The following is a 21,624-nucleotide window of genomic DNA, read 5'->3' on the forward strand; positions in this document are numbered from 1 at the left end:
CCGAGCCGGAGGGGAGTTGCGGGTGGACGCGACGGACGCGACGAGCGGGTACGAGCAGGCGTGGGAGAGCTTCTGGCGGGACGCCCCGGACACGCCGGGCGCGGTGTTCTGGGACGCCGACCCGGCGGTGACCGCGGCCCGCCACCTGCCGTACTTCGAGAAGGCCTTCGACCCCGGGCTGCCGCTGATCGACCTCGGCTGCGGCAACGGCACCCAGACCCGGTTCCTGGCCGGCCGCTACCGGCGCGTGGTGGGAGTGGACATCGCGCCCGCGGCGGTGGCCAGGGCGGGCCGGGCGGACCCGCGGGGGCTGGCCGTCTACCGGTTGCTGGACGCCGCCGACCCGGCCGCGACCCGCCGGCTGCACGACGAACTGGGCGATGCCAACGTCTACATGCGCGGCGTGCTCCATCAGTGCGAGCCCGCCGACCGCGCCGCCCTGGTCGAGGGCATAGCGACGCTGACCGGGGAGCGCGGCCGGGTCTTCGCGGTGGAGCTGGCCGAGGCCGCCAAAGCGGTGCTGCTGGGCCTGGCGCGGGGGCCGGCCTGCCGGCCAAGCTCGGCGCGGTGTTCGCCCACGGCATAGCGCCCGGCGAGGTGAGCGACGCGGCGGTCACCGGGTACTTCCGCGACGCCGGCCTGCCGCCCGCCGCGCAGGGGGAACTGCCGCTGGTGACCACCGAGTTCACCGCGGGCGGCGAGGTGCTCGAACTGCCGTCGAAATGGCTGGTCGCGGCGCATGCGGGTGCTCCACTGGAGGTATAGACCACTGAAGTCATCCACAGGTCGGGCCCGGCCCTGGCAGCGGCCGGGCACGGCCGCGTAACGTGACGCGCATGAAGATCCTCATCTCGGCGGACATGGAAGGCGCGACCGGTGTGACCTGGCCGGCCGACGTGCTGCCCGGCAGCGAGCAGTGGCAGCGCTGCCGCCATCTGTTCACCTCCGATGTCAACGCCGCGGTGGCCGGCTTCTTCGACGGCGGCGCCGACGAGGTGCTGATCAACGAAGCGCACTGGACCATGCGCAACCTGCTGCTGGAGAAGCTGGACGAGCGCGCCCAGATGCTCACCGGCCGGCACAAGGACCTGTCCATGGTCGAGGGCGTCCAGCACGGCGACGTGGACGGCATCGCCTTCCTCGGCTACCACACCGGCGCCGGCACCGAGGGCGTCCTCGCGCACACCTACCTCGCCAACTCCATCACCGGCGTGTGGGTCAACGGCGAGCAGGCCAGCGAGGGCAGGCTCAACGCCCTGGTGGTCGCCGAGTACGGCGTCCCGGTGGTGCTGGTCACCGGCGACGACCGCACCGGCCTGGACGCACGGGGGTACGCCCCGCGCGCCCGCACCGTCGCCGTCAAGGACTACGTGTCCCGCTACGCCGCGGTCTGCCGCCCGCCGGCCCGCACCGCGGCCGACATCCGGGCCGCGGCCAAGGAGGCCGCCGCGCTGGCGGTGCGCCAGGAGCCCGCGCAGGCAGGGCCGTTCACCGTGGAGCTGGAGTTCGACGCGGTGCACCTGGCCGGCGCCGCGGCGGTCGTGCCCGGCGTCGACCGCACCGGGGAGCGCCGCGTGGCCTACACGCTGCCGACCATGTACGAGGCGATCCGCGCCTTCAAGGCGGTCACCACCCTCGTCTCGCAGGCCGTGGAGGAGCAGTATGGCTGAGCAGTCCGAGTCCCGGCGCCCCGCGGACGGGCCCGTCGTGGACGGCCGCGCGCTGGAGGAGGTGGTGCGCTTCACCTCCGACCTGATCCGCATCGACACCACCAACCGCGGCGGCGGCGACGGCGTCGAGCGCCCGGCCGCCGAGTACGTCGCCGAGCAGCTCGCCGACGCCGGCATCGAGCCGCGCGTCCTGGAGTCCGCCCCCGGCCGGGCCAACGTGGTCGCCCGCATCCCCGGCGCCGACCCGTCGGCCGACGCGCTGCTCGTCCACGGCCACCTGGACGTGGTGCCCGCCGAGGCCGCCGACTGGAGCGTGCACCCGTTCTCCGGCGAGGTGCGCGACGGCGTGGTGTGGGGCCGCGGCGCCATCGACATGAAGAACATGGACGCGATGATCCTGGCGACCGTGCGCGCCTGGGCCCGCTCCGGCCGCCGTCCGGCCCGCGACATCGTGCTCGCCTTCACCGCCGACGAGGAGGACAGCGCCGCCTACGGCTCCGGCTTCCTCGTCGCCGAGCACGCGGCCCTCTTCGAGGGCTGCACCGAGGGCATCAGCGAGTCCGGCGCCTACACCTTCCACGCGAGCGACACCCTGCGGATCTACCCGGTCGCCGCGGGCGAGCGCGGCACCGCCTGGCTGAAGCTGACCGCCAAGGGCAGGGCGGGCCACGGCTCCAAGGTCAACCACGACAACGCGGTCGCGCACCTGGCCGCGGCCGTCGCCCGGATCGGCGAGCACCGCTGGCCGGTCCGGCTGACCGCCACGGTCCGCGCGGCGCTCACCGAACTCGCCGCGCTGCACGGCGTCGACGCCGGCCCGCAGGCCCTGGCCGACGTGGACGCGCTGATGGACAAGCTCGGCCCGGCCGCCACCTTCGTCCGGCCCACCGTCCGCAACAGCGCCAACCCGACCATGCTCTCCGCCGGCTACAAGGTGAACGTGATCCCCGGCTCGGCCACCGCCTTCGTCGACGGCCGGGTGCTGCCCGGCGGCCAGGAGGAGTTCACCGCCACCCTCGACGAGCTGACCGGCCCGCACGTCGACTGGGAGTACCACCACCGCGAGGTGCCGCTGGAGGCGCCGGTGGACTCCGCGACGTTCGCCGCGATGCGCGAGGCGCTGGAGCACTTCGACCCGGGCGCGCACGCGGTGCCGTACTGCATGTCCGGCGGCACCGACGCCAAGCAGTTCTCCCGCCTGGGCATCACCGGCTACGGCTTCTCGCCGCTGAAGCTGCCGCGGGGCTTCGACTACCAGGCGCTCTTCCACGGCGTCGACGAGCACGTCCCGGTGGACGCGCTGCACTTCGGCGTCCGGGTCCTCGACCGCTTCCTGCGCGGCGCTGAGGCACGCGAGGAGAGCGCCGCACAGGAAGCGGGCACGGCGGCGGCCCCAGCGGCTGTCGCGGTCGGAGCGGCAGCCGGCCCCGGCGCTGCGGCGGCTCGTGCGGCCGCCGGCGGCGACACGGCGGGGGAGGCGGTCCAGACCGCCGAGCGACTTGCACGTCAGGATGTCGCCGGCGGCGACACGGCGGGGGAGGCGGTCCGATGACGCCCGGCGCACCGCCCGTGACCCCCTACGGCGCCTGGCCCTCGCCGATCGACGCGGCCACCGCCGCCGCGCACGACGGCAGCCCCGAATACGTGGGCGTGGTCGGCGACGAGGTGTGGTGGACCGCGCCCCGGCCCGCGGAGGCCGGCCGCCGCGCGCTGATCCGGCGCCGCCCCGACGGCACCGAGGAGTGCCCGCTGCCCCCGCCGTGGAACGTCCGCAGCCGCGTCATCGAGTACGGCGGCACCCCGTGGGCCGGCGCGGTCGTCGACGACTCCCCGCTCATCGTCTTCGTCCACCACCTCGACCAGCGGCTCTACGTCTTCCGTCCGGACCGGCCGGACGAGCAGCCGCAGCCGCTCAGCCCCGTCTCCGCGGTCGGCGGCGGACTGCGCTGGGCCGACCTGGCGCTGCACCCCGAGCGCGGCGAGGTCTGGGCGGTGCTGGAGGAGTTCACCGGAGAGGGCCCCAGCGACTGCCGGCGCGTCGCCGCCGCGGTGCCGCTGGACGGCTCGGCCGCGGAGGACCGCGGCGCGGTCCGCGAACTGGCCGCGACCGCCCACCGGTTCGTCACCGGTCCGCGATTGTCGCCGGACGGCCGGCAGGCCGTCTGGCTGGCCTGGGACCACCCCCTGATGCCCTGGGACGGCACCGAGCTGCTGATCGCCGACCTCGGGCCCGACGGACGGCTCGGCCCCTCCCGCACCCTGATCGGCGGCCCCGAGGAGTCCGTCGCCCAGGCCGAATGGGCGCCGGACGGCTCGCTGCTGGCCGCCACCGACCGCACCGGCTGGTGGAACGTGCACCGGGTGGACCCCGCCACCGGCGCGGCGGAGAATCTCTGCCCGCGCGAGGAGGAGTTCGCCGGGCCGCTGTGGAAGCTCGGCCAGCGCTGGTTCCGCCCGCTGGACAGCGGCCTGGTCGCCGTCCTGCACGGCGTCGGCGCACTGCGGCCCGCCGTCCTCGACCCGGCCACCGGCGGACTCACCGAGGCCGCCGGCCCGTGGACGGAGTGGAACCCCACCCTCGCGGTGGCCGGCGACCGGGTCATCGGGGTCGCCGCCTCCGCCCGCACCGCCCACGAGATCGTCGAACTCGACACCGCCACCGGCCGCTCCCGGGCGATCGGCGCCGTGCACCACGACACCGTCGACCCCGCCTACCTCCCCGAGGCGGTGGACCGCGTCTTCACCGGGCCCGGCGGCCGAGAGGTGCACGCGCACATCTACCCGCCGCGCAACCCCGAGGCCGCCGGCGAGGGCCCCGCGCCCTACGTGGTGTGGGCGCACGGCGGTCCCACCAGCCGCGCCGCGATGGTCCTCGACCTGGAGATCGCCTACTTCACCTCGCGTGGCATCGGCGTCGCCGAGGTGAACTACGGCGGGTCCACCGGCTACGGCCGCGCCTACCGCAACCGGCTGCGCGAGCAGTGGGGCGTGGTCGACGTCGAGGACTGCGCGGCGGTGGCCGGCGGCCTGGTCGCCGAAGGCGCGGCCGACCCGGCCCGGCTCGCCGTGCGCGGCGGCAGCGCCGGCGGCTGGACCAGCGCCGCCGCCCTCACCACCAGCGACACCTACGCCTGCGGCACGGTCATCTACCCCATCCTGGACCTCACCACCTGGACCAGGACCGGCGGCGAGACCCACGACTTCGAGTCGCAGTACCTGGAGTCGCTGATCGGACCGCTGGACGAGGTGCCCGAGCGGTACCGCGAACGCTCGCCGGTCAACCTCGCCGACCGCATCACCGTGCCCTTCCTGCTGCTCCAGGGCCTGGACGACGTGATCTGCCCGCCGGTGCAGTGCGAACGGCTGCTCGCCGCGGTGGCCGGCCGCGGCGTCCCGCACGCCTACCTCGCCTTCGAGGGCGAGAGCCACGGCTTCCGCCGGCTGGACACGATGGTCGCCTGCCTGGAGGCCGAACTCTCCCTCTACGCCCAGGTGTTCGGCTTCGAACCGCAGGGCGTGCCGCGCCTGGAGCTGACCACGTGAGCGCGGCGGGACCGGGCGCGACCGGAGCGGGGAAGCCGGCCGCTGGCCCGCCCGCGCCGGTGGCCGCGCTGGAGCGGCCGCGGCGGCTGCGGGCCGGCGACCGGATCGGGATCGTCGCGCCCAGCGGCGCCATCCCGCGCGAACGGCTCGACGCAGGCCTGGACATCCTGCGCGGCTGGGACCTGGAACCGGTGGTCGCCCCGCACCTGCTGGACGACCACCCGTCCGGCTACCTGGCCGGCGACGACCGCGACCGCGCCGCCGACCTGACCCGTATGTGGTGCGACCCCACCATCGCCGCGGTGCTCTGCGCCCGCGGCGGCTACGGGGTGCAGCGCATGGTGGACCTCCTCGACTGGTTGGCCATGCGGGCGGCGCTGTCCGCTTCCGGGCCGCCCAAGGCGCTGATCGGCTACAGCGACATCACCGCGCTGCACGAGGCGTTCGCCGTCCGGCTCGGCGTCGCCACCGTGCACGGCCCGATGTGCGCCACCGAGACGTTCCTCAAGGACGCCGCCACCCAGGAGCACCTGCGCGCGACCCTCTTCGCCCCGGAGGAGACGCGGGTGATCGCGCCGCCCACGGCCCGGACGCTGGTGCCCGGGCGGGCCGCCGGCGTGCTGCTCGGCGGCTGCGCCAGCCTGCTCGCCTCCGACCTCGGCACACCGTGGGCCCGCCGCTCCGCGGCCGGGGGGCTGCTCGCCCTGGAGGACGTCGGCGAGGAGGACTACCGGCTGGACCGCATCCTCACCCAACTGCTCCGCTCCGGCTGGCTCGACGGCGTGTCCGGCGTCCTGCTCGGCTCCTGGCAGGACTGCGGCCCCTACGACAAGCTGCGGGAACTCTTCCTCGACCGGCTCGGCGGCCTCGGTGTGCCCGTCGTCGAGGAGTTCGGCTTCGGCCACTGCCCCTCGACGCTGACCCTGCCGCTCGGCGTCCCCGCCGTCCTGGACGCCGACGCCGGCACCCTCACCCTGACCGACCCCGCACTGGTCTGACCCCGGCCGCACCGGGCCCGGTCCGCCGGCCGTCGGCTCAGCCCTGCGCCCGGGCGACCGGGAGGAGGACGTCGAAGCGGCAGCCCCCGGGGACGTTCTGCACGGTGGCGCGGCCGTGGTGGGCCTCGACGATGCCGCGCACGATCGCGAGGCCCAGGCCCGCCCCGGCCGGCGGCGTGCGCGCGCCGGTGCCGCGCCAGCCGGTGTCGAAGACCCGGGGCAGGTCGTCCGCGGGTATGCCGCCGCACCCGTCGGTGACCGAGAGCACCACCGCCCCGGCGGCCGGGTCCTGCCGGGCCGAGATTGCCACCGTGCCGTCGGCGGGGGTGCGGTGGATCGCGTTGGCCAGCAGGTTGGCCAGCACCCTGGTCATCTCCCGGCCGTCGACCTCCACCGGCACCGGCTCCACGCCGTCCCCGACCAGCCGCACCCCGTGCTCTGCGGCCAGCGGGTCCGCGCCGGCGATCGCGTCGCCTACCAGGTCGTACACCGACATCCGAGTGGGGGACAGCGGCAGCACGCCGGCCTGGATGCGGGAGAGCTCGAACAGGTCGGTGACCATGCCGCTGAGCCGGTCCACCTCCGTGCGTATCTGCCGGTGGTAGCGGGCCGGGTCCTCGGCGATGCCGTCCTCCAGCGCCTCGGTCATCGCCCGCAGCCCGGCCAGCGGGGTGCGCAGGTCGTGCGAGATCCAGGCGACCAGCTCGCGGCGGGAGGCCTCCAGCGCCCGCTCGCGCTCCCGCGAGGCCGCCAGCTTGGCGCTGGTGGCCGCCAGTTCCCTGCCCAGTTCGGCGAGCTCCGCCGTCGGCGCGGCGTCCGGCGCGGCGAACCCGGCGCCGTCGCCCAGCGCCCTGGTCGCCTCGGTGAGCGCCCGGCTGCCGGCCACCACCCGCCGCCCGAGGATCAGCGTGACCGCCAGCGAGACCACCGCGGCCATCGCGCACACCGTGGTGACCACCCCCAGATCGTGTTCCGACAGGAACATCGCCCATGCCACCGACAGCGTGCCGGCCAGCATCGCGGCGACCGTGACCACCGCGACCACCGCGAGCGAGAGCGCCACCGAGCGGTGCCGCAGCAGCCGCAGCACCAGCGCGCCCAGTAGCCCGGCCGCCACCGCGCCCAGCGCGGCGTAGGCCGCCATGACCAGCAGATCACGCATCGCGTCCACCTCCACGGCCCCCCGGGCCGGGGCCCGCCGCCGGTCTCCCCGCCGCGTCCGCCGCGTCCGCCGGGCCCGCCTCCGCCGACTCGCCGGGCGCAGCGTCCGGCGGGTCCGCCGCGTCGAAGCGGTAGCCGACGCCCCAGACCGTGCTGATCAGCCGGGGGCTGGCCGGGTCGTCCTCGATCTTCTCGCGCAGCCTGCGGACATGGACGGTCACCGTCGACAGGTCGCCGAACTCCCAGCCCCACACCCGCCGCATCAGCTCCTCGCGCCCCACCACACGTCCCGGGTGCCGCAGGAAGAAGGCGAGCAGGTCGAACTCCCGGATCGTCAGCGGCAGCTCCCGGCCGTCCCGCAACGCGCGGCGGGCCGCGGGGTCCAGCGCGAGCGCGCCCGAGCGCAGCCACGGTCCCGGATCGGGCGGGCTGCCCGCCCTGCGCAGCACCGACTCCACCCGCAGCACCAGCTCACGGGGGCTGAACGGCTTGGTCACATAATCGTCGGCACCCACCTCCAGGCCGAGGATGCGATCGTCCTCGTCGCCACGCGCAGTGAGCATCACCACCGGCAGCGGCCCGTCCTCGCGGATCCGGCGGCACACCTCCAGGCCGTCCATGCCCGGCAGCATCAGGTCCAGCACCACCAGATCCGGGCGGGTGGCCGCCGCGCGCGCCACCGCGGAGGGCCCGTCCGCGGCCCGGTCCACGGCGAAACCGGCCCGGTCGAGATATCCGGCGACGACCTCGGAGACGGTCGGGTCGTCATCGACCACCAGCACCCGCCGGCGGGGCAGGCCGGCTCGTGCGGTACGGGAAGGCGTGCGCTGTTCATGGTCCCGAGTCTGACATCCGCCACTGACAGTGACCATGCTTCCGCCGTTCGTCCCGCCCGCCGTCCCCGATCCGTAAGATCCGCCGCGGCGTACTCCTGCTGCGCCGCACGCCTGCCGCCGCCCTCGGCCGTCCTCCGTACGGCCTTCGGACCCGGTGCGGACGCGCGCGATGCGGACGACGAGCCTCCGCAAAAGGCCCGCATCGGTCCTGGTAGCACCGTTGACACCCCGATGCGGTGCGTGACCTACTAACGGGACCCACTACTCGATGTCGTAATACGGCCGGTCCCGACGCCGGCCGTCCCAGGGGGATTGCGGTGACGAGAGAGCAGTATCCGACGACAGCCGAAGTGACAGAGGGTGCCTGCTCGGTGACGGTGAGGTATCCCGGGATCTGCCGTCTGGAGGCGGTCGGCAGGTCGCGCGCGGGACGTCCGCTGCTGATGCTGTCGGTCGGGCAGGGTCCGCGGAACGTTCTGGTGGTGGCAGGCCCGCACGCCAACGAGGCGGCCGTCGGCGGTGCGACGGTGCTGCGGCTGGCCGAGCAGATCGCCGCGGACCGCGAACGCGGCGCCGACGACGGCACCACCTGGCGCTTCCTGCTGTGCATCGATCCCGACGGCGCCGCGCTCAACGAGCCGTGGCTGCCCGGCCCCTACACCCTGCGCGGCCACTACGAGCACTTCTTCCGCCCGTGCTCGGCCGAGCAGCCCGAGTGGCTGCCGCACGACGGCGGCCCGGGCCGCGCGGCGCTGCCCGAGACCCGCGCGCTGGTCGCGCTGCTGGACGAGCTGCGACCGGTGCTCCAGTGCTCGCTGCACGGCATCGACGTCGGCGGCAGCTTCGTGCAGCTCACCAGCGACGTGCCCGGGGTCCCCGAGCGCATCGGCAAGTCCGCAGCCGAGCTGGACATACCGCTGGAGAGCGGCTCGTCCGACGCCTTCCAGTGGCCCAGCCCCGGCCCCGGGGTCTATGTGATGCCGCCCGCCTCCGAGGCCGGCGACGGCGCCCACTCCACCTGGGCGCACGCCCAGCGCTACGACGGTGTCACCGCCGTCGTCGAGGTCCCGATGTGGGCCTGCGACCGCAGCGCCGACACCACCCCGCACCCCGACCCCGACCACGCGCTGCGCACCGCGGGCGCGGCACTGCGCCGCGACCTGCCCACCGTGGCCCGGGTGCTGGAGAAGATCGACCCGGACCTGATCGGCGCGGACAGTCCGATGCTGCGCACCGTCCGCGAACTCGTCGGCATAGGACCGCAGCTGAGTGCCGAGTGGGACCCCGCGCTGCGCCCGGCGGACGCGGCGCCGCTGCCCCCGATGACCACCGCGCGCGTCACCAGCATCGAGGTGTACGCGCAGCGCATCCCGCTGCGCGCCGCCGCCATGCTGCGCAGGATCGCCGCCGTGCCGACCGTCACGCACCTGGTCGACCAGTGGTGCGCGGCCTACGAGAGCGCCTACCACCCCCGCTGGGTGCCGGTCGCCGACCAGGTCGAACAGCAGGCGCGCAGCGTGATGGCGGTCTACGAGGAGCTGTGCACCTGAAGGCGCGGACCGGGCGCCGGCCGGGTTCCGGCTTCCGTCTTCCGTGGGCGCCCCGGGAGCCCCGGCGCCCGGCGGTGGCCGGTCCGGGCGCCGCGCGGTCCGGGCGTCGCTCGGTCCCGGCACCGCTCGGTTGCGCTCAGCCGCTCAGCGGCTTGCCCATGCACACGCTCAGCTCGTCGTGCCGGTAGTAGCCGAACTTGGGCACCGGGGTGTATCCCGACGACTCGTAGAGGGCGATGGCCTCCGGCTGCTTCAGGCCGGTCTCCAGCACCATGCGGGTGCGGCCCGCGGCCGTCGCGCTCGCCTCCAGCTCCGCCAGCAGCGCCCTGGCCAGGCCGCGGCCGCGCGCCTCGCGCATCACGAACATCCGCTTGATCTCCGCGTCGCCGTCCAGGAACCCCTCGGGCGAGGCGTCCTGCGCGCGCCAGCCGCCACTGGCCACCGGGGTGCCGTCGGTGTCGTACACCAGCAGATACAGGCCGCGCGGCGGCTCGAAGTGCGCCGCGTCCATCACCGTCAGGTCGCCGTCCCCGTACCGCTCGGCGTACTCCGCCTGCACGAGGTCGTTGAGCTTCATGGCGTCCGGGGCGTCGAAACGGGTCTTTCTGATCTCCACGCGCACCATCGTACGTGTGTGCGGTGACAGTCCCCGGAGGGGCGGCGCGGACACGCGTCGGCGGGCGTCCGTACGGCGGCCGGCCCGGCGCCCGACCGGCGCCCGGCGGGACCCGTAGGGCGGCCGGATAGGGTCCAGGCATGCTCACCGTCACGACAGCCAACGTCAACGGCATCCGCGCCGCCGCCAAGAAGGGCTTCCTGCCCTGGCTGGAGTCCACCGCCGCGGACGTCGTGTGCCTGCAGGAGGTGCGCGCCGAGCCCGACCAGCTGCCGGACGGCCTGCGCGACCCGGACGGCTGGCACGCCTACTGGGCGCCGGCCGCCGCCAAGGGCCGGGCCGGGGTCGCGGTGCTGAGCCGCCGCGCGCCCACCGCGGTGCGGGTCGGCTGCGGCGCGGCCGAGTTCGACGCCTCGGGCCGCTATCTGGAGATCGACCTGCCGCACGCCGGGACCACGGTCACCGTCGGCAGCCTCTACCTGCCCTCCGGCGAGGCCGGCACGCCCCGCCAGGACGAGAAGTACCGCTTCATGGACGTCTTCCACACCCATCTGACCGCCCTGCGCGCCCGCGCCCGCGAGGACGCCGGCCACGCGCTGGTCGTCGGCGACTGGAACATCGCCCACCAGCAGGCCGACCTGAAGAACTGGCGGTCCAACCAGAAGGCGGCCGGCTTCCTGCCCGAGGAGCGCGCCTGGCTGACCGGCGTCCTCGCCCCCGACGCGTGGACCGACGTGGTCCGCGCCCTGCACCCCGGCGCCGACGGCCCCTACTCGTGGTGGTCCTACCGCGGCAAGGCGTTCGACAACGACAGCGGATGGCGCATCGACTACCACGTGGCCACCCACGACCTGGCCAAGACCGCGGTCAGCGCGGTCGTGGAACGCGCGCCCTCCCACGACAGGCGCTGGTCCGACCACGCGCCGGTGACCGTCGCGTACGACGTGTAGGAGCAGCGCCGTCCGCGCGCCGCGCGCATGGTGCGAGGGGCCCCGGGAAAGGCCCTGCGACGAGGGCGTGCGCCCGAAACACGGGCGCGCCACCCCGCCGTACGGTGGCATGCTGGGCCGCGTGGACCGACCGCGCATCACCGTCACGATCGCCCCCGAGTTGCACGTCTTCGTCCCCGCCGCCCGCCGCGGCGGCGCACACGCACTCGCCACCGACGGCACGTCCTCGCTGGGCCACGTCGTGGAGTCCCTGGGCGTCCCGCTGACCGAGGTGGGCCGGCTCACCGTCGACGGCCGCGACGCCGAGCCCGCGCACGTCCCGCGCGACGGCGAGGACGTGACCGTGCACCCCGTGACCCGCCCGCAGCGGGTGCCGGGCGCCCCGCTGCGCTTCCTGCTCGACGTCCACCTCGGCACGCTCGCCCGCCGGCTGCGCCTGCTCGGCGTCGACACCGCCTACAGCAACGAGGACGTCGGCGATCCCGCGCTCGCCGCGTGGTCGGCCCGCGAGCGCCGCGTGATGCTCAGCCGCGACCGGGGCCTGCTGCGCCGCCGTGAGCTGTGGGCCGGCGGCTACGTCTACAGCGACCGGCCGGAGGAACAACTGCGCGACGTGCTCGGCCGGTTCGCGCCGCCGCAGGCCCCCTGGACCCGCTGCGTCGCCTGCAACGGACGGCTCGTCCGCGCCGACAAGGCCGCCGTCCGCGACCGCCTCCACGACGGGACCCGGTCCACCTACGACGTCTTCGCCGAATGCGCCGACTGCGCCCGCGTCTACTGGAAGGGCGCCCACCACGCCCGCCTCCAGGCCCTCGTCGACGAGATGACGCGGGGCGCGCAGCCGTAGCCTGCCGCCGCGCGCCGACCGGGGGCGTGGCGCCCACCACCAGGGGCCCGCGTCCCATCCCGGACCCTCGGCAGCCGCCGGCGGCCGGCCCGGCCCGGTGTCACCGCGCCGCGAGGGACTCCCGGGTGGCGGCGAGGGCGGCGGCCGCCTGGGGGAGACCGGCCGCCTCGCAGCGGGCGACGGCCGCGGTCAGGCGGGCGCGGGCGGCGTCGGGGGCGCCGAGGGCGTTGGCCTCCAGCAGCGCCGCGATGCGCACCGCCTCCGCCCGGGGCTCCTCGCCAGCCGGCCCGCCGTCCTCGTAGGCGCTGATCGCCCGCTCCATCTCGGCGAGCGCCTCCTGGTACGCGTGCGCGGAGGCGTGGCAGCGGGAGCGCTGGTAGCGGGTGGCGCCGCGCTGGTACCAGACGACGACATCGGGGGAGTCCGCGGCCGCCGCGATCACCTCGTCGGCGTGGGCGAGGTAGCCGAGTGCGTCGGCGAGCCCGTCGGCCTCCTGCGCGGCCATCGTCTGCCGGGCGAACTCCCGCATCATGCCGAGCACCGGCGCCGGGCGCGGGGCCTTCGCGTGGCCGGCCACCGCCCGGTCGTACGCGGTGCGGGCCGCGTCCCACAGGCCCGCCTTGGCCAGCGCCGCGGCGGCCTCGCAGGCGACGAGGGTGTGCGTGTACTGCTCGTCGGTCCACTGCGCCACCTCGTCCGCGAGCCGCAGGAACTCCTCGGCGGCGGCGCGCTGTTCGCCCAGGGACGCGAGCCCGCGGGCGAGGTTGAGCCTGATCTGCGCGGCCAGCCGCGGGTCCAGCTCCGCGGTGCCGCCGAGCACCACGGACTCCAGGACCGCCACCGCGTCCGCCGCCCGCCCGTCCTCGGCCAGCACGTCCGCCAGCTCCAGCCTGACCTGCGCGGCGTGCGCGGGCGCGTCCTCGCGGTCCAGCCGGTCCGCGGCCTCCGACAAGTGCCGTACGGCGCCGGTGAGATCGCCGGAGTGGGCGCACGCGTGGCCGAGCAGCGCGTGGAACGGGCCGAGGGACAGCGACGCGTCCGGCCAGCGCGCGGCAGCCGCCAGCGCCTGGTGGACCAGCGGCACCGCCTCCTCGGCGTGTCCGCTCTGCACCTTGATCTGCGCGAGCAGCGCCAGCGGGCGCGGGGTGCGCCACGGCTGGCCCGCGTCCTCCACCAGTTGCAGGGCGCGGTCGAGTTCGGCGGTCGCCGCCTCGAACTCGCCGGTGCGGGCCGCGACCTCGGCCGCGTACTGGCGGGCCGCGGAGGCGCGCGACGGCGAGCCCAGGCGCTCCGCCTCGGCCAGCAGCCGCGCCACCGCGGTCTCGAAGGCGTCGACCGCCTCCCGCGGCGGCTCGGGCAGCAGGTCCACCAGGTCGTGGCGGGCGACCATCGCGGCGCACTGCAGGATCGCCAGATACCGGTCGGGCTCGATGGCCCCGGTCTCCGACAGCCGCTGGGCGAGCAGCAGTTCGGCGGCCAGCTCGGCTCGGGCCTCGGCGGTGCGACCGGTGTCCGGCTCGCCGGCCCGGCGTCCGCCCGGTGCGCCGCGCCGTCCGTCTGCTGCGCCGCGGCCACCAGCGCCGTCGCCGCGCGGGCGCGTGCCGAGGCCGCGCGGCCCGGGTTCCCCGCGGCGTCGTAGCGGGCGGCCGCCTCCAGCATCGTGTCGCGCGCCGGGCCCCAGTCGTCGCGGTCGAAGCCGGCGAAGGCGCGGCGCTCGGCGAGTTCGGCGGCCAGCAGCTCCGCGGGGCCCAGCGCCTCGTCGTGGACATGGCCGGGCTCGGCGGCCCGCCGCTCCACCAGGTCCCACAGTCCGTCCGCGTCGGGCCGGCCGATCGCGGACAACTCTCGGGCGCGGCGCACCAGGTCACCGAAGTCCTCGGGGGCGGGTTCGGCGGCGGCGCCGACCGGCCCGGGCGCCGGCGCGGGTGCGGGCAGCGCGGGCCCCGCGGCCCGTACGCCCAGGGCCAGCGGCGCGACCAGCAGCGGCATGCGGGCCAGTCGGGCCAGCCGTCGCGCGCCGACCGCGTCGCTGCCGTTGCGCGCGTCGAACGCGGCGGCCAGCCGGGCGCCCTCGGCATGGACGTGGGCGAGCAGCGCGTCCACCGTCCAGGAACGGCCGGGCGGCCCCGAGACCGCCAGCGTGCCGTGCCCCTGGCCGGCCAGCCGGGCCAGCAGCACCTCCACACCGGTCAGGAACCCCAGCAGGTCCAGCGGTGTGCCGGTGGCCTCGAACATCGCCCGGTTCTCCGCCAGGATCTCCAGCCCGCGGCCCTCGTTGCGGGTCAGCGCGCAGAACTCCAGGTGCAGGCCGATCGCCTCGGCCATGTCCGGCTTGCCGCGGGCGAAGCGGTAGCCGGCCAGGTGGTGCGAACGCGCCTCGTCCGTACGGCCGGTGCGCACCAGCGGCAGCAGCGCGTAGGCCATGCTGACGTACGGCTCCTCCAGGCAGCTCTGGCCGCCCTCCAGCACCGGCCGCCACTCGCGCAGCGCCCGCTCGTCGTCGCCCGACGCCTCGTGGTGGCGGGCCCGCAGCCGGGTCTCGCACGCCTCGCAGTCGCTGAGGTCGGTGCGCGGACGGGTCGTCCACAGGTCGTACGCCTCGTCCGTCGCCGTGCCCGTGTGCCGGGCCACCAGATAGCGCATCGCGTACACCGGCTGCATGCCGTGCCCGGCCGCGGCGTACCGCTCGCGCATCTCGCCGGTCCAGCGCTCGATCGCGGCCAGCGGCATCTCGGGCAGCTGCAGCAGCGCGGTGGTCACCCACTTGAAGCGCCAGTAGAGCTGGTGCTCCTCCCACTCGCTGAAGTCCTCGGGACGCTCGTCCCACATCTTCATGATCCGCGCGAACGCCACCGGCGACTTCCGCTGCTCGCCGCCGTAGGTGTACGCGGACATCAGCTCGAACAGCGCGGTGACCAGGGCGCCCTTGTCGTCGAACTGCTCGGCGGCGGCGACCAGTTCCTCGGCCCGTACGGTCCGCGCCCGGCCGTAGGGGCGGTCGTTGTTCTCGCGCAGCGCCGCGAACACGGCGTCCGGGGTGTCCTCCGCGGCAACGGTCACTTGCCCTCCTCCTGCCCGCCGCCGTACGTGGTCCCGCCCTGCCCGGGACCGCCGGGAGCCCGGCCGCCCTGTCCCGGTGCGTCCTGTCCCGGTGCGTCCTGTCCCGGTCCTCCCCGCGCCGCGCCGTCCCGCGCCGGCGACTCGTGCATCGCGTGGTCCAGCAGCCCGATGAACGCGCGGTTGAGCAGCGCGCTCTCCGAGGCCCGCAGCGGCCTCCTGGTCATCAGCAGCGCCTGCCCGTAGAGCGCCTCGACCGCGGTGACCGCGAGCTCCCGCTCGCCGATCGAAGCGGCCCTGCGCACCAGCGGGTTGAGGTGGTTGAGCACCAACTGCGCCCGCGGCGCCTGTCCGCGCAGGCTGCCCAGGATGTCCGCCCACAACCCGTCGGAGGACGCGGCCAGTTCGCTGCGCGCGCGCTCGTGCCGCGCCTCCCGGTTGTCCAGCAGCAGGGCCGGCGCGCTCACCGGGTGGAAGCTGCGCAGCACCACGTCGCAGTCGAACTCGCCCACCACCTCGCGCGCGATGTGCAGGAACGCCGCGGCGGACAGCTCCGCGCCCGGGTCCACCGCGTCCAGGTGCGCGGTGACCGTCGCGGGGTCCAGATCGGTGACCGTGCAGCCCGGGCGGATCTCCGGCAGCCGGTGCACCAGGTCGCGGTCGTAGGCGTAGCCGCCGTTGACCACCCCGAGGCCGGCCGCCCCGGCGATCGGCGCGACCTGCCGGAACTCCTCGACGGTCTGCGTGACCAGCACCACCGGGTGCGTGCGGGTGAACTCGTCGAGCGTCACCTGCCCGTCGGTGGTCTCGAACGGCAGCCAGGGCAGCAGCAGTCGCAGCAGTTCGTCGTCGTAGCGGGCCAGCGCCTTGACCGCCAGGTGGTGCACGGCGATGAAACGGTGCAGCAGCGCCGGGTCGCTGGCCGACAGACCGGTCAGCCAGTCGCGGATGCGCGCGCCCAGCGCCTCCCGGATCGCCGCGAGCGTCTCGTCCTCGTACAGCGCCTCGCGCGAGGCGGTCGGCCGCAAGCTGTCCGCGTCGACCACGCAGCGCACGAAGAACGCCCAGTCCGGCAGGAGTTCGGGCGCCTGGTCGGACAGCAGCATGCCCTTCAGATGCACCCGGTGACCGGCCTGCCGGGACGGGTGCACCGACGTCGGCAGCACGTACGCCACGCCGCGCAGCCCCACCAGCGGCAGGTCCAGGTCGATGGTGTCCAGCGGGGTGAAGTCGAAGGTCCTGCGGCAGTGTTCGGCCAGCGCCTCGCGCCGGGCCTGCGGCGAGCCGTGCCGCACCTCCCACGGCGCCGGCGTCTCGTTGATCCGCACGCTCCCGCCGCGGTCGTCCTCGACCGTGACCTCGTGCCGCAGCAGGCTGCCGTAGTGCCGGGCCAGCGCGACCACCCGGTCCGGCGCGGTCCACTCCGCGGCGTCCGCGCGCGGCGTCAGCGCCACCGTGGTCCCGAACTCGGCGACCTCCCCGGCCGGCAGGGTACGGATCGCGTAGCGGCCGTCGGAGCCGCCGCGCCACTGCACCGCCGGGGCCTTCGGGTCGGCCGCGGAGCGGGTGGTGACGGTGATCTCGTCGGCGACGACGAAGCACGCGAGCAGACCGATGCCGAACTGCCCGATGAAGTCGGTCCTGGCCGACGCCAGCCGGTCGCCGTCCAGCCCGCCGTCCGCGTCGCGCTTGGAGCTGCGGCCGATGGTGGCCAGGAAGCGGTGCACGTCCGCCTCGGTCAGTCCGACGCCGCTGTCGGTGACCGTCAGCCGCCCGTCGCCGGCCCGGACCGTGATCCGCGCGGGCGCGGCCGGGTCCAGCGCCTGCCGCGCGGTGATCGCGTCCACCGCGTTCTGCAGCAGCTCGCGCAGGTACACCCGTGGGCTGGAGTACAGATGGTGCGAAAGCAGATCGACGAGGCCGCGCAGGTCGACCTGGAAACTGTGGGTGGCGGGGGCGTCTGACACCAGATCTGCTCTTTCGGTTCGTGGCCGTGCGGTGCTGCCGGGCGGTGCGGGGGCGGTGCGGGGATGTCGGGCGGTGCCGGTCGGGTGGTGCCGGTCGGGTGGTGCCGGTCGGGTGGTGGGGTGCCGCCGTGGGGAGCGGGAGGCGCGGGGTGTGGCCGGCGGTGCGTCGAGGGGGACGCGGACGGGCGCGGGGACGGTTGCCGGGTCAGGCTCCGACCAGGACGCGCCACCCGCGGAACGGCGCGGCCGGGTCGCGTCCGTCCAGGTACATCCACGGGAACTCCGTCACGCTGCCGTCCAGCACGCGGAACAGGTCCGCCGCCGCCTCGCGCTCACCGGCGAGCGCGAACGCCATCGCGAAGGTGTTGAAGCCACGCGTCCAGTCGCGCCGCCGCGGGTAGTCGGGGTGGTGCACCGAGCGCTCGGCCGCCTCGTACAGCGACACGATCACATCGGCCCCGCGCAGGTACTCCGTGCCCCGGCCACCGTCCATGTCCGCGCTGTCGTCCTGGAGATCCAGCCAGTGCTCCAGGTGCGCCACCGCGACGAGTTCGCCCAGCGTGCCGCCCGGCGGCACGGCCAGCATCGCCTCCCGCGCGAAGGCGTGCATCTCCTCGTGCGAGCCGCCCCACTTGCGGCAGATCTGCTGCAAGTGCTGCCGGTGCGCGGCCAGATGAGCGGGGCAGCGGCGCACCGACGCCTCGAACCTGCGCGCCGCGACCTGCGGACCGACCTGGAGCCCGCGCCCGCTGATCTGCAGGAAGTACCACGGCGCCACCCACTCGGGGACGGCCTCCGCGACCTCGTAGAGCAGGTCCTCCGCGGTGCGCAGCCGGGCGTGGAAGACCTCGAACTGCTCCCGTGAGACGTTCTGGGCCCGCTGCCGGGTCCTGGCCTCCCAGGCCCACTCGACGTGCCGGGCGCCGGACACCAGCAGCGCCAGCGGGTCGTGCGGCTCCGCGCGGGTCACCTCGCCCAGCCACCGCTCGCTGCCGGCGACCATCATCAGCCCCTCGACCAGCCAGGTCAGCTCCTCGCAGTCGCCGCTGTGCACGGCGCCGTCGAGCAGCGCGCGGATCTCCGGCCAGCGCCCGGCCGCGGCGGCCTCCCGCAGCGCGGCCAGCCGCGGGTCCCCGAAGCTCAGGTCCACCCGTGCGAGCGCGGCGCGCGGCCGTCTCGGCCACACCGGCCTGGTCGACTCCCCATCAGTACGGCGGCGGATCAACGGCATCCGGCCATCCCCCTTGCGTGACACTCCCCAGACGCCAGTACATATCACGATCACCTGACAATCAGCTCGTCGGACCCACGGTCGAGCGCTGTCCACGCGCGTCGACCCGGCCCACCCGAGGTGGTCCGTGCCGGTCCGCGCTGACCTGCGCCGGTCCGTGTCGGCACGCGCCGGTCCGCGTGCATCCGAGCCGACTCGTCCATGCCTCGCCGGCCCGCCCCACCTGTCCTCGGCCCCTGCGCCCGGCGCACCCCGCTCGGCCGACAATCATATTGCTCTGGACAAAAAAAATTTTCGGTGAGACGGTGGACCCATGCTGGACGTGAGCGTGATCGAGGACGCCGAGGCGGCCGCCGTGTCGCTGGACCCGATACGGGCCAGGCTGCTCGCCGAGCTGGCCGCCGGGCCGGCCTCGGCGGCGATGCTGGCCGCACGGGTGGACCTGCCGCGGCAGAAGGTCAACTACCACCTGCGGGCGCTGGAGCGGCACGGCCTGGTCGAGCTGGCGGGCGAGCGCCGCAAGGGGAACGTCACCGAGCGGCTGATGCGGGCCACCGCGGCGTCGTACGTCATCTCGCCGACGGCGCTGGGCGCGGTCCAGCCGGACCCGGCGCGGTTCCGGGACCAGCTGTCCGCGCGCTGGCTGCTCGCGGTCGCCGCGCGGCTGGTCCGCGACGTCGGGTCGCTCATCACCGGCGCCGACCGGGCCGGACGGCGGCTGGCCACGTACGCGCTGGACGGCGAGGTGCGGTTCGCGTCGGCGGCCCAGCGGGCGGCGTTCGTCGAGGAGTTGACGCGCGGCGTGAGCGCGCTGGTGGCCAAGTACCACGACCCGGACGCCGAGGGCGGCCGACCGCACCGCGTCGTCGTCGCCCTGCACCCGAGCGTCCGGCCGGGGCCGCGCGAGGCCCGCACCACCGAGGAGTTGCCGGAATCCGGCACAGGAGAGGACGGCAGCGATGCCTGAGCAGTCCGAGAGGCCCGACGTGTCGGGGGAGTCGCGGGGCGACATGAGCCCCGCGAGCCCCAACGGGTTCGAGATCGTGCGCGAGTTCGCGGTCGAGCAGAGCCCCGAACAGGTGTGGGAGGCGATCACCACCGGCACCGCGGGCTGGCTGTGGCCGATGGAGTACGAGCCCCGGGAGGGCGGCGCGGCCCCCTTCGGCGGCACGATCACCGCGTGGCAGCCGCCGCACCGGCTCACCGCGCGCTCCGAGAGCCCCGCCGGGGTGCCGCAGCAGACCTTCAACCAGCTCGACCACCTCGTCGAGCCGCGCGAGGACGGCGGTTCATGGGTGCGCTACGTGCACAGCGGGATCTTCGTCGACGACTGGGACAACCAGTACGACGGCGCGAACAGGCACACCGACTTCTACCTGCACACCCTCCGGCAGTACCTGCGCCACTTCCAAAAGCGGGCCGCGGTCTGGGCCACCGCCGACGCCGCGGGTCCCGGGGCGCGCACCCCCGACGCCCTGGAGACCGCGGCGCGCGCCCTCGGCCTTCCCACGGGCGGCCCGGACGCCTTCGGCCCGGCGCTCGGCGACACCCTGCGGGCCGCGCTGCCCGGCGGCCCGGCGGACGCGGTGCTGGACTACCGCACCCCGTACTTCATCGGGCTGCGCACCCCGGACGCGATGTACCGCTTCTTCGGCCGCAACCACTTCGGCGCGAGCGTCGGCGTGGCGGTCCACGACTTCGCACCGGGCGCGGACGCGGAGGCGCTGACCAAGCAACTGTCGGGCTGGCTGGCGGCCGTGTACGCGTAGGGGGCGTGCGCGTCCGGTGCGCAGGACCGGACGCGGCCCGTTTTGATGTCGGCTGGACGTCGGCTGGACGTGGGCCTGACGTCGGCTTGGACGTCGGCACGGAGGTGGGCCCGGACGTCGGCCTTGACGTCGGCCCGAGTGCCGGGCCGGATGCCGGCCGGGAGGCCCGGTCGCGGGCCCGGACGATTTCCGTTATCGCCCGGGACCCGCGCCCGTCTCCGGTGCATGGGACGCAGAGCCATGGGCAGGACGCGGGCCGGGTCGAGGGCCAGGGCCGGCACAGGAGGTCCGGCCGGGCGCTGGTCACCGCCGTCATCGCGGTGGCCGGCCTGTGCCTGGCCATGTACGCGGTCTCCGGCCGCCACCCCGACACGGCCGACACGGCCGACGGCACGGCGGCCGGCGGGAGTTCGCCGGCGGCCGTCCTCACCGCCGGCGGCACGGGTACGGCCGGCGGCAGCGCTCCGAACGGCGCCGGGGCGACCGTCGGCGGCCCGGACGGCACGCGTACCGGGGCGGGGACGGCGCCGCCGCCCCCGGGCGCGGCGGGGGTCGGCACTCCCGCAGGCGCCGGGCCGACCCGCACCACCCCGTCCGCGGCGAGGCCCGGTGCGGGCGCGCACCCCGCGGCCTCCGGCGCGGGGGACGCGGCGGCGTCGCGATCGAGCGCCGGCACCCGCCTGTTCACCCTCGTCAACCGCACCGACCGGACGATCTGGCCGGCCTCGGGCGAGCAGACCGCGCGGCCCGCGCTCGCCACCACCGGCTGGGTGCTGCCGCCCGGCCGCACCCTGACCGTGCGCGTCCCCGACCACTGGAACGGCCGCTTCTGGGCCCGCACCGGCTGTGTCTTCGACACCGCGGGCCGCGGCCACTGCGAGACCGGCGACTGCGGCGGGCTCTTCCAGTGCCGCGGCTACGGCGCGATCCCCGCCACCTTGGCGGAGTTCAACCTCAACGCCTGGGACGGCCTGGACTTCTACGACGTCAGCCTGGTCGACGGCGCCAACGTCCCGATGTACATCAACCTCGTCGGCGGTACGACCAAGGACCCGATCTCCGCCGACGGCTGCTCGGCGGCCGGCTGCACCCGCGCCGTCTCCTGCCCGGCCGCACTGCGCGTCACCGCCGGCGGCCGGACGATCGGCTGCGGCTCGGCCTGCGCGGTCTTCGACACCGACCAGTACTGCTGCCGCGGCCAGTGGGCCGACCGCTCACGCTGCCGCCCCGACCAGCGGCCCGTCGACTACGCGGCGGTGTTCAAGAAGGCCGAGCCGTTCGCGTACTCCTACGCCGACGACGACGCCACGAGCACCTTCACCAGCAAGGGCGAGGCGGGCTACCGGATCACCTTCGGCACGACACCGTAGCGGGCGCCGCCCGGCGGCCCGCCGTCCGGGGTCTTCGCTCAGCCCTTCCCCGCCGCCGC

Annotated in this window: 17 protein-coding genes and 1 pseudogene; 11 read left to right on the top strand and 7 right to left on the bottom strand. The window is 75.5% G+C overall.

Features of this window, described 5'->3' with window-relative positions; all coding sequences use genetic code 11:
• Positions 1-22 precede the first annotated feature (22 nt).
• The 5 genes and pseudogenes from VSR01_RS32230 to VSR01_RS32250 all read left to right on the top strand — a co-directional run bounded on the left by VSR01_RS32230 (position 23) and on the right by VSR01_RS32250 (position 6,211).
• Positions 23-765: pseudogene (locus VSR01_RS32230) on the top strand (class I SAM-dependent methyltransferase).
• A 71-nt stretch (positions 766-836) separates the two neighbouring features.
• Entirely contained in the window at positions 837-1,670 is an 834-nt protein-coding gene (locus tag VSR01_RS32235; RefSeq protein ID WP_326452521.1) for a M55 family metallopeptidase, read from the top strand.
• Positions 1,663-3,222 carry a M20/M25/M40 family metallo-hydrolase gene (locus VSR01_RS32240; protein WP_442785595.1) on the top strand — a complete coding sequence of 520 codons (1,560 nt, stop codon included), beginning with the start codon at positions 1,663-1,665 and terminating at the stop codon, positions 3,220-3,222. Before VSR01_RS32235 ends, VSR01_RS32240 begins: the two co-directional genes overlap by 8 nt.
• Positions 3,219-5,213: a prolyl oligopeptidase family serine peptidase gene (locus tag VSR01_RS32245; protein ID WP_326452522.1), complete on the top strand. Its 1,995-nt coding sequence runs from the start codon at positions 3,219-3,221 to the stop codon at positions 5,211-5,213. The genes VSR01_RS32240 and VSR01_RS32245 overlap by 4 nt, the downstream gene beginning before the upstream one ends.
• Before the next feature lie 59 nt (positions 5,214-5,272).
• A complete protein-coding gene (locus VSR01_RS32250) occupies positions 5,273-6,211 on the top strand; it encodes a S66 peptidase family protein (RefSeq protein ID WP_326453942.1) in 939 nt (312 codons plus the stop codon).
• Between the two features lie 37 nt (positions 6,212-6,248).
• On the opposite strand, the gene VSR01_RS32255 is transcribed toward VSR01_RS32250, so the two are convergent.
• Positions 6,249-7,373 (bottom strand): sensor histidine kinase, encoded by a 1,125-nt coding sequence (locus VSR01_RS32255; protein WP_326452523.1) that lies wholly within the window; start codon positions 7,371-7,373, stop codon positions 6,249-6,251.
• On the bottom strand, positions 7,366-8,148 hold the full coding sequence (locus tag VSR01_RS32260) for a response regulator transcription factor (RefSeq protein WP_326453943.1): 783 nt from the start codon (positions 8,146-8,148) through the stop codon (positions 7,366-7,368). The genes VSR01_RS32255 and VSR01_RS32260 overlap by 8 nt, the downstream gene beginning before the upstream one ends.
• Before the next feature lie 431 nt (positions 8,149-8,579).
• On the opposite strand from VSR01_RS32260, the gene VSR01_RS32265 reads away from it, so the two are divergent.
• Entirely contained in the window at positions 8,580-9,758 is a 1,179-nt protein-coding gene (locus VSR01_RS32265; RefSeq protein WP_326452524.1) for a M14 family zinc carboxypeptidase, read from the top strand.
• A 136-nt stretch (positions 9,759-9,894) separates the two neighbouring features.
• Here VSR01_RS32265 and VSR01_RS32270 read toward each other — a convergent pair whose 3' ends face one another.
• Positions 9,895-10,383: a GNAT family N-acetyltransferase gene (locus tag VSR01_RS32270; RefSeq protein WP_326452525.1), complete on the bottom strand. Its 489-nt coding sequence runs from the start codon at positions 10,381-10,383 to the stop codon at positions 9,895-9,897.
• A gap of 131 nt (positions 10,384-10,514) precedes the next feature.
• Between VSR01_RS32270 and VSR01_RS32275 the strand changes: the two genes are divergently transcribed.
• Entirely contained in the window at positions 10,515-11,324 is an 810-nt protein-coding gene (locus VSR01_RS32275; protein WP_326452526.1) for an exodeoxyribonuclease III, read from the top strand.
• Between the two features lie 121 nt (positions 11,325-11,445).
• Complete coding sequence (locus VSR01_RS32280; protein WP_326452527.1) at positions 11,446-12,171, top strand: Mut7-C RNAse domain-containing protein; 726 nt, start codon at positions 11,446-11,448, stop codon at positions 12,169-12,171.
• Between the two features lie 100 nt (positions 12,172-12,271).
• On the opposite strand, the gene VSR01_RS32285 is transcribed toward VSR01_RS32280, so the two are convergent.
• The 4 genes from VSR01_RS32285 to VSR01_RS32300 form a co-directional block, all read right to left on the bottom strand.
• Complete coding sequence (locus VSR01_RS32285) at positions 12,272-12,748, bottom strand: hypothetical protein (protein ID WP_326452528.1); 477 nt, start codon at positions 12,746-12,748, stop codon at positions 12,272-12,274.
• Entirely contained in the window at positions 12,700-15,231 is a 2,532-nt protein-coding gene (locus VSR01_RS32290; protein ID WP_326452529.1) for a hypothetical protein, read from the bottom strand. The genes VSR01_RS32285 and VSR01_RS32290 overlap by 49 nt, the downstream gene beginning before the upstream one ends.
• Positions 15,228-17,195: an HSP90 family protein gene (locus tag VSR01_RS32295; protein ID WP_326452530.1), complete on the bottom strand. Its 1,968-nt coding sequence runs from the start codon at positions 17,193-17,195 to the stop codon at positions 15,228-15,230. Before VSR01_RS32295 ends, VSR01_RS32290 begins: the two co-directional genes overlap by 4 nt.
• 205 nt (positions 17,196-17,400) lie before the next feature.
• Positions 17,401-18,426 carry a hypothetical protein gene (locus VSR01_RS32300; protein WP_326452531.1) on the bottom strand — a complete coding sequence of 342 codons (1,026 nt, stop codon included), beginning with the start codon at positions 18,424-18,426 and terminating at the stop codon, positions 17,401-17,403.
• Between the two features lie 313 nt (positions 18,427-18,739).
• Between VSR01_RS32300 and VSR01_RS32305 the strand changes: the two genes are divergently transcribed.
• The 3 genes from VSR01_RS32305 (at position 18,740) to VSR01_RS32315 (ending at position 21,565) form a co-directional block, all read left to right on the top strand.
• Positions 18,740-19,393, top strand: a complete 654-nt coding sequence (locus VSR01_RS32305; RefSeq protein WP_326452532.1) for an ArsR/SmtB family transcription factor — start codon at positions 18,740-18,742, stop codon at positions 19,391-19,393.
• Positions 19,394-19,436: 43 nt separating this feature from the next.
• On the top strand, positions 19,437-20,195 hold the full coding sequence (locus VSR01_RS32310; RefSeq protein WP_326453944.1) for an SRPBCC family protein: 759 nt from the start codon (positions 19,437-19,439) through the stop codon (positions 20,193-20,195).
• 221 nt (positions 20,196-20,416) lie between these two features.
• On the top strand, positions 20,417-21,565 hold the full coding sequence (locus VSR01_RS32315) for a thaumatin family protein (protein WP_326452533.1): 1,149 nt from the start codon (positions 20,417-20,419) through the stop codon (positions 21,563-21,565).
• Positions 21,566-21,624: the final 59 nt, after the last annotated feature.

This window comes from Actinacidiphila sp. DG2A-62, assembly GCF_035825295.1.
GTDB lineage: Bacteria > Actinomycetota > Actinomycetes > Streptomycetales > Streptomycetaceae > Actinacidiphila.

Coding starts and splice junctions, on each gene's coding strand:
- VSR01_RS32270 (WP_326452525.1), bottom strand. CDS start 10,383: ATGGTGCGCGTGGAGATCAGAAAGACCCGTTTCGACGCCCCGGACGCC.
- VSR01_RS32310 (WP_326453944.1), top strand. CDS start 19,437: ATGAGCCCCGCGAGCCCCAACGGGTTCGAGATCGTGCGCGAGTTCGCG.
- VSR01_RS32300 (WP_326452531.1), bottom strand. CDS start 18,426: ATGCCGTTGATCCGCCGCCGTACTGATGGGGAGTCGACCAGGCCGGTG.
- VSR01_RS32240 (WP_442785595.1), top strand. CDS start 1,663: ATGGCTGAGCAGTCCGAGTCCCGGCGCCCCGCGGACGGGCCCGTCGTG.
- VSR01_RS32305 (WP_326452532.1), top strand. CDS start 18,740: ATGCTGGACGTGAGCGTGATCGAGGACGCCGAGGCGGCCGCCGTGTCG.
- VSR01_RS32245 (WP_326452522.1), top strand. CDS start 3,219: ATGACGCCCGGCGCACCGCCCGTGACCCCCTACGGCGCCTGGCCCTCG.
- VSR01_RS32275 (WP_326452526.1), top strand. CDS start 10,515: ATGCTCACCGTCACGACAGCCAACGTCAACGGCATCCGCGCCGCCGCC.
- VSR01_RS32255 (WP_326452523.1), bottom strand. CDS start 7,373: ATGCGTGATCTGCTGGTCATGGCGGCCTACGCCGCGCTGGGCGCGGTG.
- VSR01_RS32235 (WP_326452521.1), top strand. CDS start 837: ATGAAGATCCTCATCTCGGCGGACATGGAAGGCGCGACCGGTGTGACC.